The sequence below is a fragment of the Micrococcus sp. ACRRV genome (genome assembly GCF_022346985.1).
Lineage (GTDB): Bacteria > Actinomycetota > Actinomycetes > Actinomycetales > Micrococcaceae > Micrococcus > Micrococcus porci.
The window spans coordinates 1-6,594 of the sequence record NZ_JAKRNH010000123.1; the positions used below are offsets into that span (position 1 = coordinate 1).

At 75.8% G+C, this 6,594-nt stretch carries 8 protein-coding genes; 1 reads left to right on the plus strand and 7 read right to left on the minus strand.

The features are described from left to right. The coding region (locus tag MHY29_RS10660) for an ADP-ribosylglycohydrolase family protein (protein ID WP_239241109.1) at nt 1-1,123 on the plus strand (1,123 nt) is incomplete at its 5' end. Nucleotides 1,124-1,152: 29 nt separating this feature from the next. On the opposite strand, the gene MHY29_RS10665 is transcribed toward MHY29_RS10660, so the two are convergent. The 7 genes from MHY29_RS10665 to clpS are packed head-to-tail and all read right to left on the minus strand — an operon-like array spanning nt 1,153 to nt 6,564. Then, the gene (locus MHY29_RS10665; protein WP_224355209.1) at nt 1,153-2,295 is read right to left on the minus strand and encodes an exonuclease domain-containing protein; all 1,143 of its coding nucleotides are present in this window, start codon (nt 2,293-2,295) and stop codon (nt 1,153-1,155) included. Further along, complete coding sequence (gene rdgB / locus MHY29_RS10670) at nt 2,292-2,945, minus strand: RdgB/HAM1 family non-canonical purine NTP pyrophosphatase (RefSeq protein WP_239241111.1); 654 nt, start codon at nt 2,943-2,945, stop codon at nt 2,292-2,294. Before rdgB ends, MHY29_RS10665 begins: the two co-directional genes overlap by 4 nt. Continuing rightward, nucleotides 2,942-3,718, minus strand: a complete 777-nt coding sequence (gene rph, locus MHY29_RS10675; protein WP_239241113.1) for a ribonuclease PH — start codon at nt 3,716-3,718, stop codon at nt 2,942-2,944. Before rph ends, rdgB begins: the two co-directional genes overlap by 4 nt. Nucleotides 3,719-3,738: 20 nt before the next feature. After that, entirely contained in the window at nt 3,739-4,551 is an 813-nt protein-coding gene (locus MHY29_RS10680) for an MBL fold metallo-hydrolase (RefSeq protein ID WP_239241115.1), read from the minus strand. Further along, entirely contained in the window at nt 4,548-5,498 is a 951-nt protein-coding gene (gene murI, locus MHY29_RS10685) for a glutamate racemase (RefSeq protein ID WP_239241116.1), read from the minus strand. The genes MHY29_RS10680 and murI overlap by 4 nt, the downstream gene beginning before the upstream one ends. After that, complete coding sequence (locus MHY29_RS10690; protein WP_239241118.1) at nt 5,495-6,232, minus strand: DUF2017 family protein; 738 nt, start codon at nt 6,230-6,232, stop codon at nt 5,495-5,497. The genes murI and MHY29_RS10690 overlap by 4 nt, the downstream gene beginning before the upstream one ends. Nucleotides 6,233-6,240: 8 nt before the next feature. Next, nucleotides 6,241-6,564 carry an ATP-dependent Clp protease adapter ClpS gene (clpS, locus tag MHY29_RS10695; RefSeq protein ID WP_370643520.1) on the minus strand — a complete coding sequence of 108 codons (324 nt, stop codon included), beginning with the start codon at nt 6,562-6,564 and terminating at the stop codon, nt 6,241-6,243. Nucleotides 6,565-6,594: the final 30 nt, after the last annotated feature.

Sequence of the window (6,594 nt, forward strand, 5' to 3'; positions counted from 1 at the left end):
GACCGACGCCGCCCCCTCCCCCCGCACCGACGTCTCCTACCCGTCCCGCGTCCTGGGCCTGCTGGCCGCCGGGGCCGCCGGCGACGCCCTCGGCTACGCCGTCGAGTTCGACTCGGTGGACCGGATCCTCGGCCGCCTCGGCGCCGCGGGGGTCACGGACGGCCCCGCCCTCGCCGCCGTCTCCGGCGTCTCCGCCCTGCCGGTCTCCGATGACACGCAGATGACGCTCTACGTGCTGGACGGGATGCTCGAGTGGATCGAGTGGCAGAACGCGGGCCAGGCATCGGACCCCGCGGCGTGCGTGTGGCTGGCCTGCCTGCGCTGGCTGCGGACCCAGGACGGCGCGCTGCCCGACGGCGCCCCGCCCGCCCAGGACCGCTGGATCGACGCGCACACGGAGCTGCACGCCCAGCGTGCCCCGGGCATGGCGTGCCTGTCCGGGCTGCGCTCGTCCGGCATGGGGGTGGTGCCGGATCCGAAGAACCCGGACTCCAAGGGGTGCGGCGCGGTGATGCGCTCGGCGCCCTACGGGATGGTCCCGGGGCTGGAGGACCATCACGTTGCCTCGTTCGCCCGGCAGGGGGCCGTGCTCACCCACGGGCACCCCACGGGGTGGACGGCCGCGGCGGCGTTCGCGCTGACGGTCTCCGCGCTGTTCGACGGAGCGGAGCTGCGCGGCGCGCTGGAGCACCCCCGGACCTGGCTGGACTCCACCGGGGAGGACGGCGCCGAGACCCGCGCCGCCCTGGACGGCGCCCTCGCCGAGGCGGCCCGAGCCGTCGAGGCCGGGGACGACGTCGGCGCACCCGGCACGCTGCCGGCCTCCCTCGGGGAGGGCTGGGTGGCGGAGGAGGCCCTGGCGATCGCCGCCTACGCCGCACTCGTGGCCGAGGCCCGCGCGGAGGACCCCGCCGCGGCGCTGGGCCTGGCCCTGCGGATCGGGGCGAACCACGACGGGGACTCGGACTCCACGGCCGCCCTGGCCGGCCAGCTGGTCGGCGCCCGCCACGGCATGGCGGTGTTCGGGTCCAGGGGCCAGGACGCCGACTCCGTGCCGGCGTGGATCACGGAGCGCGAGGTGGTGGCCGAGGCCGCGCGTCGCTGGATCGCCGCCACCACCTGAGCGACGGCTGATCCGGTCGGCGGGCCGGGTCAGCGGGCCCCGGCCGGCCAGGCCCCGTCCACCATCTGCAGGAACTCCGCCTCGGACACCAGGGCGATGGCCTGGCCCTTCGCGCGGCGCTGCAGCGCCTCCCGGGTCTTGCGGTGCGTCACCGCGCCGCCCGGGTCGACGCCGCGCCCGGCGGGGTCGGTCGCCCCGGGGTCTACGACGACCCCGTGGACCTCCGGCGCCCCCACCAGCTCGGCCGGGTCGACGCCGTCGCCCACCACGAGCATCGTGGTGCGCCCGTTCACCCGGTTGGCGGTGGCGGCCCCGCGCTGGGCGGCCCGGTTCTTGGCCTCCTGCCGGGACATGCCGATCCCGCCGGTGAACACGACGACCTGCCCGTAGAGCGGGTGGCCGGGGTCGGCGTCGGCGGCCGGCTCGGGGTTCACGCCCTCGTCCGGCCAGCGCATGAGGTCGGGCAGGGTCCGGTCGTCGGCCAGGGGGATCGTGGCGTCGAAGAGCCCGGGCATGGTCCGGGCCTGCCGGGTCGCACGCGACTCCCGCCCGGTCCCGGCCGCGCGGGCCGTCAGCCGGCTGCGCCGCAGCCCCTGCGAGGCCAGCAGGGCGTCCACGGTCGCCTCCCCGGGTGGGCACACGCGGCGGGCCAGGTCCACGAGGATCGCGGCGCACGCCTCCGCGTCCGCGAGCGCGTCGTGGTGGCGGCCCGGGACGAACCCGGCCTCGCGCGCCGCGGAGGGCAGCGAGTAGGAGGGCAGGTCGTAGATCCGCCGCGCGAGGGTGAGGGTGCAGGCGTAGTCGTGGGCGGGCACGTCCCGGCCGGAGACCTCCAGGCCGGACTCGATCACGCCGAGGTCGAAGCCGGCGTTGTGCGCCACGAGGACGTCGTCCCCGGCGAACGCCGCGAACGCATCGTACACCTCGGCGAACCGCGGGGCGTCGACCACCCGGTCCGCATGGATCCCGTGGATCCGCACGTTGCGGGGGTCGAACCGGTCGAAGCCCGCGGGCGGCCGCATGAGCCACACGGCCCGCGACGCGGGCAGGCCGTCCCGGACGCGCACGGCGCCGAGCTGGCAGGCGGAGCCCCGGAACCCGTTGGCGGTCTCGAAGTCGATCGCCGTGAAGTCCAGCCCCGGCTGCCGCACCGGGGCGATCCCGGCGGTCACGAGTCGGCGGAGAGCGCGGCCACGAGATGCGGCAGCAGGGCGCGGAAGGCCTGCCCGCGGTGGCTGATCGCGTTCTTCTCGGCGGAGCTGAGCTGGGCCGTGGAGCGGTCCTCGCCCGCGGGGCGCAGGATCGGGTCGTAGCCGAAGCCGCCGTCCCCGACGGGCTCGCGCAGCAGCGTGCCGGGCATGCGTCCGAGCTCCACGTGGTCGCCGCCCCGCGGCGTGGCCAGGGCGGCCGCGCAGACGAAGGCCGCCCCGCGGTGCTCGTCCGGGACGTCCCCGAGCTGGGCCAGCAGCAGCTCCAGGTTCGCCTTGTCATCGCCGTGGCGCCCGGCCCAGCGGGCCGAGAAGATCCCGGGCGCGCCGCCCAGGACGTCCACGGCCAGGCCGGAGTCGTCGGCGACGGCGATCAGCCCGGTGTGCGCGGCCACGGCGCGGGCCTTCTTGAGGGCGTTCTGCTCGAACGTCACGCCGTCCTCGACGACGTCCGGGGCGCCCACGGCGCCGGCGTCGACCACGGCCGTCTCGACGTCCAGCGCCGGCAGCGCCTCGGCGAGCAGGGAGCGCAGCTCGCGGACCTTGCCGGCGTTGTGGGTCGCCAGCACCACGCGGGCCCCGGCCGGGGCAACGGGGGCGGTCGGGGTGCTCACGCGCGGCCCGCCACGTCGCCGGCGAGGGTCTCGGCCTGGATGCGGGACAGCTCAGCGGTGCCGGCCAGGGCCAGGTCCAGCAGGACGTCCAGCTCGGCGCGGCGGAACGGGACTCCCTCGGCGGTGCCCTGGACCTCCACGAAGTCGCCGGATCCGGTGACGACGACGTTCATGTCCGTCTCCGCCTTGACGTCCTCCACGTAGGGCAGGTCGAGCATGGGGACCCCGTCGATGATGCCCACGGACACCGCGGACACGGAGTCGGTCAGCACCCTGGCATCCTTCTTCAGGATGCCCCTGCCCTGGGCCCAGTCCACGGCCTCGGCCAGGGCCACATAGGCGCCCGTGATGGAGGCGGTGCGGGTGCCGCCGTCGGCGTCGAGGACGTCGCAGTCGAGCACGATCGTGTTCTCCCCCAGCGCGGAGAGGTCGATCACGGCGCGCAGCGAGCGGCCGATCAGGCGGGAGATCTCGTGCGTGCGCCCGCCGATGCGGCCCTTGACCGACTCGCGCTGGCTGCGCTCGTTGGTGGCGCGCGGGAGCATCGCGTACTCGGCGGTGACCCAGCCGGTGCCCTCTCCCTTGAGCCAGCGCGGCACGCCCTCCGTGAAGGAGGCGGTGCACAGGACGCGGGTGCCGCCGAACTCGATCAGCGCGGAGCCCTCCGCCTGCCGCGAGAACCCGCGGGTGATGGTGATGGGGCGCAGCTCGTCGACGGCGCGGCCGTCCTGGCGGGTCACGGACGGGGAGGTGCTCGGGGAGGACTCGGTCATGGCCCCAGTCTAGGACGGGCTCAGAGGCCGTAGCTCAGCCCGGAGACCGCCACCGCGAGCGGCCCGACGTAGGCCTCGCGGGCCTCCTGGGCGCACCGCTGCGGGTCGTTCCACACCGGCAGGTGCGTCAGCAGCAGCTTCCGTGCGCCGGCTTCGGCGGCCATCTGGCCGGCGCGGCGGCCGGTGAGGTGCACGCCGTCGATGTGGTCGTCGCGGCCCTCGTGGTACGCGGCCTCGCAGAGGAACAGGTCGGCGTCGCGGGCCGCCTCCACGAGGCCGTCGCAGGTGTCGGAGTCCCCCGAGTACGCGAGCACGCGGGTCACCGGCTCGCCGTCGCGGCCGGGCTCGGTGGTCTCCACGCGGATCGCGTAGGCCTCGTCGATGGGATGGCGCACCGCGAACGGGGTGAGGCGGAACGGCCCCAGCCCCTCGGTGCGGCCGGCCTCCCACGCGCGGAAGTCGAAGTCCTCCTGCATGCCCGGCTCCGGGTCCATGCCGTACGCCTCGGCGATGCGCGTGGCCGTGGCCGCGGGCCCGTACACGGGGATCCTCCCGGCGTCCCAGCCCTCGGGGTTCCAGCGCACGGCCACGTGCAGCCCGCACAGGTCCATGCAGTGGTCCGGGTGGAGGTGCGAGAGCAGCACGCCGTCGATCTGCTCCAGCTCGATGTGCCGCTGCAGCACGCCCAGGGACCCGTTGCCCAGGTCCAGGAGGATCCGCCAGGGGCGGGTGCCCCCGTTCCCGTCCGGGCCGTCGGCGGTGACGAGGTAGCAGGACGCGGGCGAGCCCGGCCCGGGGAAGGAGCCGGAGGCTCCGATCACGGTCAGCTTCATCGGGCTCCGTCCTCCTCCATCTCGGCGCGCAGCCGCGCCAGCACGTCCGGCGTCAGCGCGGTGAGGGCCGCGGTGGGGTACCGCTCGCGGATCTCCTGGATCTGCCGCACCGGTCCCACCTCGGGGCCGAGGAACCGACGCGCGAGGGCCGCGAAGTGCTCCGGGTCGCCCGTGGCGGCGAAGCGGTGCTCGGGGGCGGCGGCGGAGCCGGCCGCCGAGTGCGGGTGCTCCAGGCCGTGGCGCACCAGGGCCCGGTACAGGTCCTTGGCGGTCTCCTCGGCGGAGGAGACGAGCGTGACGTCCTCCCCCATCACCAGGGAGAGCGCGCCGGTGAGCAGCGGGTAGTGGGTGCAGCCCAGGACCATGGTGTCCACGCCGGCGGCCTTGAGCGGGGCCACGTACTCCTCCGCGGTCTCCAGCAGCTCGGGGCCCGTGGTGATGCCGGCCTCCACGAACTCGACGAACCGCGGGCACGCCACGGACGTGATCTGCAGGTGCGGGGCCGCGGAGAACGAGTCCTCGTACGCGCGGGAGCCCACGGTGGCCTGGGTGCCGATCACGCCGACCCGCCCGTTGCGCGTGGCGGCGACGGCCCGTCGCACGGCCGGCTGGATGACCTCGACGACGGGGATGCCGAGCCGGCCGGTGTAGCGCTCCCGCGCGTCGCGCAGCACGGCCGCCGAGGCGGAATTGCACGCGATGACGAGCGCCTTGACGCCGGCCTCCACGAGCTCGTCCATCACGCCCAGGGCCAGGGCGCGCACCTGGGCGATCGGCCGCGGCCCGTACGGGGAGTGCGCCGTGTCGCCGACGTACATGATCGGCTCGTGCGGCAGCTGGTCCATGATCGCGCGGGCCACGGTCAGCCCGCCCACGCCGGAGTCGAACACGCCGATCGGCGAGGAGGGGCCCGCCCCCGTCTGCGCGGTGTCTGCGGTCGCGCTCATGCGCGCTCCTCCTCCTCGTCGGGGCCGGCCGCGCCCTCGAGGGGCAGCTCGGAGAGCATCTCCGCCATCAGGGTCTCCTGCAGCCAGGTGGTGAAGTTGTACAGGAGGGCCATCGTGGCCTCCACGTCCTGCGCGTCGCGCCAGTCGTCCACGGCGTGGACCCGGGCGGCGTCCTGCTCGGTCTCGATGCCCAGCCGGGCGGCGAGCACCAGGCGGACGTCGTTCAGCGCCCGCCCGAAGGAGACGGCGTGCTCGTGGGGCACGGTGACCCGCACGGAGCGCAGCGCCTCGAGGGCGCGGCGGGCGTCGGCGAGCTTGGCGGCGGTGAGCGCGTCCTCGGTGAGGGCCCGCTGGCGGGCGCGCTCGGCGGGCTCGGCGTGGGGGATCGCGTCCGGCAGCAGGCGGGCGACCGCGGGGTCCTCCGGCGCGGACCGCTCGGCCACGGGGTCCGCGACGAGGTCCAGCCCGCCCACGAGCGCCCAGAACGCGGCGTCGTGGGGGGTCTCCTCCCCCGGCCCGACGGCGTCGCCCGGCCGAGCGTCGGCGACCGGCTCGGCCCCGGCCTCCGGGGCGTCCTCGGCGGTCCCCGCGTCGCTCCCGGGCGGGGCGACCTCGTCCTGGCGGTTCTCCAACAGGGTCACCACGTCCTTCACGAGGCCGCGCAGCAGCCGCAGCTCGGCGTCCTCGAGCTCGGCGACGTACCCGCGCCGCGTCCAGCGGAATCGCTGTGCCATGCTCCCCCTCAGTCCTCGGCCTGTTCCAGGGTGGCCCACAGGCCGAACCCGTGCATCGCGGTCACGTGCCCCTCGGCGGCCTCACGGGAGCCGGTGAACACCACGGACCGTCCGCGCTCGTGGACCTCGAGCATCAGGGACTGGGCGCGCGCCGCCGAGTAGCCGAAGTGCGAGCGGAACACGTACGCCACGTAGCTCATCAGGTTCACGGGGTCGTTCCACACCACCACATGCCACGGGCGGGCGGCGGCGAGGTCCTCGCGCGGGCGCTCCAACAGCGCGGTGTCCGCGCCGGGGGTGCCGGCCACGCAGTGCACGGGCCAGGTGCGCACGAAGTCCGGCTCGCCGGCGGCGAAGTGCCC

Bases quoted from the DNA above. Each gene is read 5' to 3' on its own strand.
- murI (WP_239241116.1), bottom strand. From the start codon at position 5,498: ATGAGCGCGACCGCAGACACCGCGCAGACGGGGGCGGGCCCCTCCTCG.
- MHY29_RS10690 (WP_239241118.1), bottom strand. From the start codon at position 6,232: ATGGCACAGCGATTCCGCTGGACGCGGCGCGGGTACGTCGCCGAGCTC.
- rph (WP_239241113.1), bottom strand. From the start codon at position 3,718: ATGACCGAGTCCTCCCCGAGCACCTCCCCGTCCGTGACCCGCCAGGAC.
- MHY29_RS10680 (WP_239241115.1), bottom strand. From the start codon at position 4,551: ATGAAGCTGACCGTGATCGGAGCCTCCGGCTCCTTCCCCGGGCCGGGC.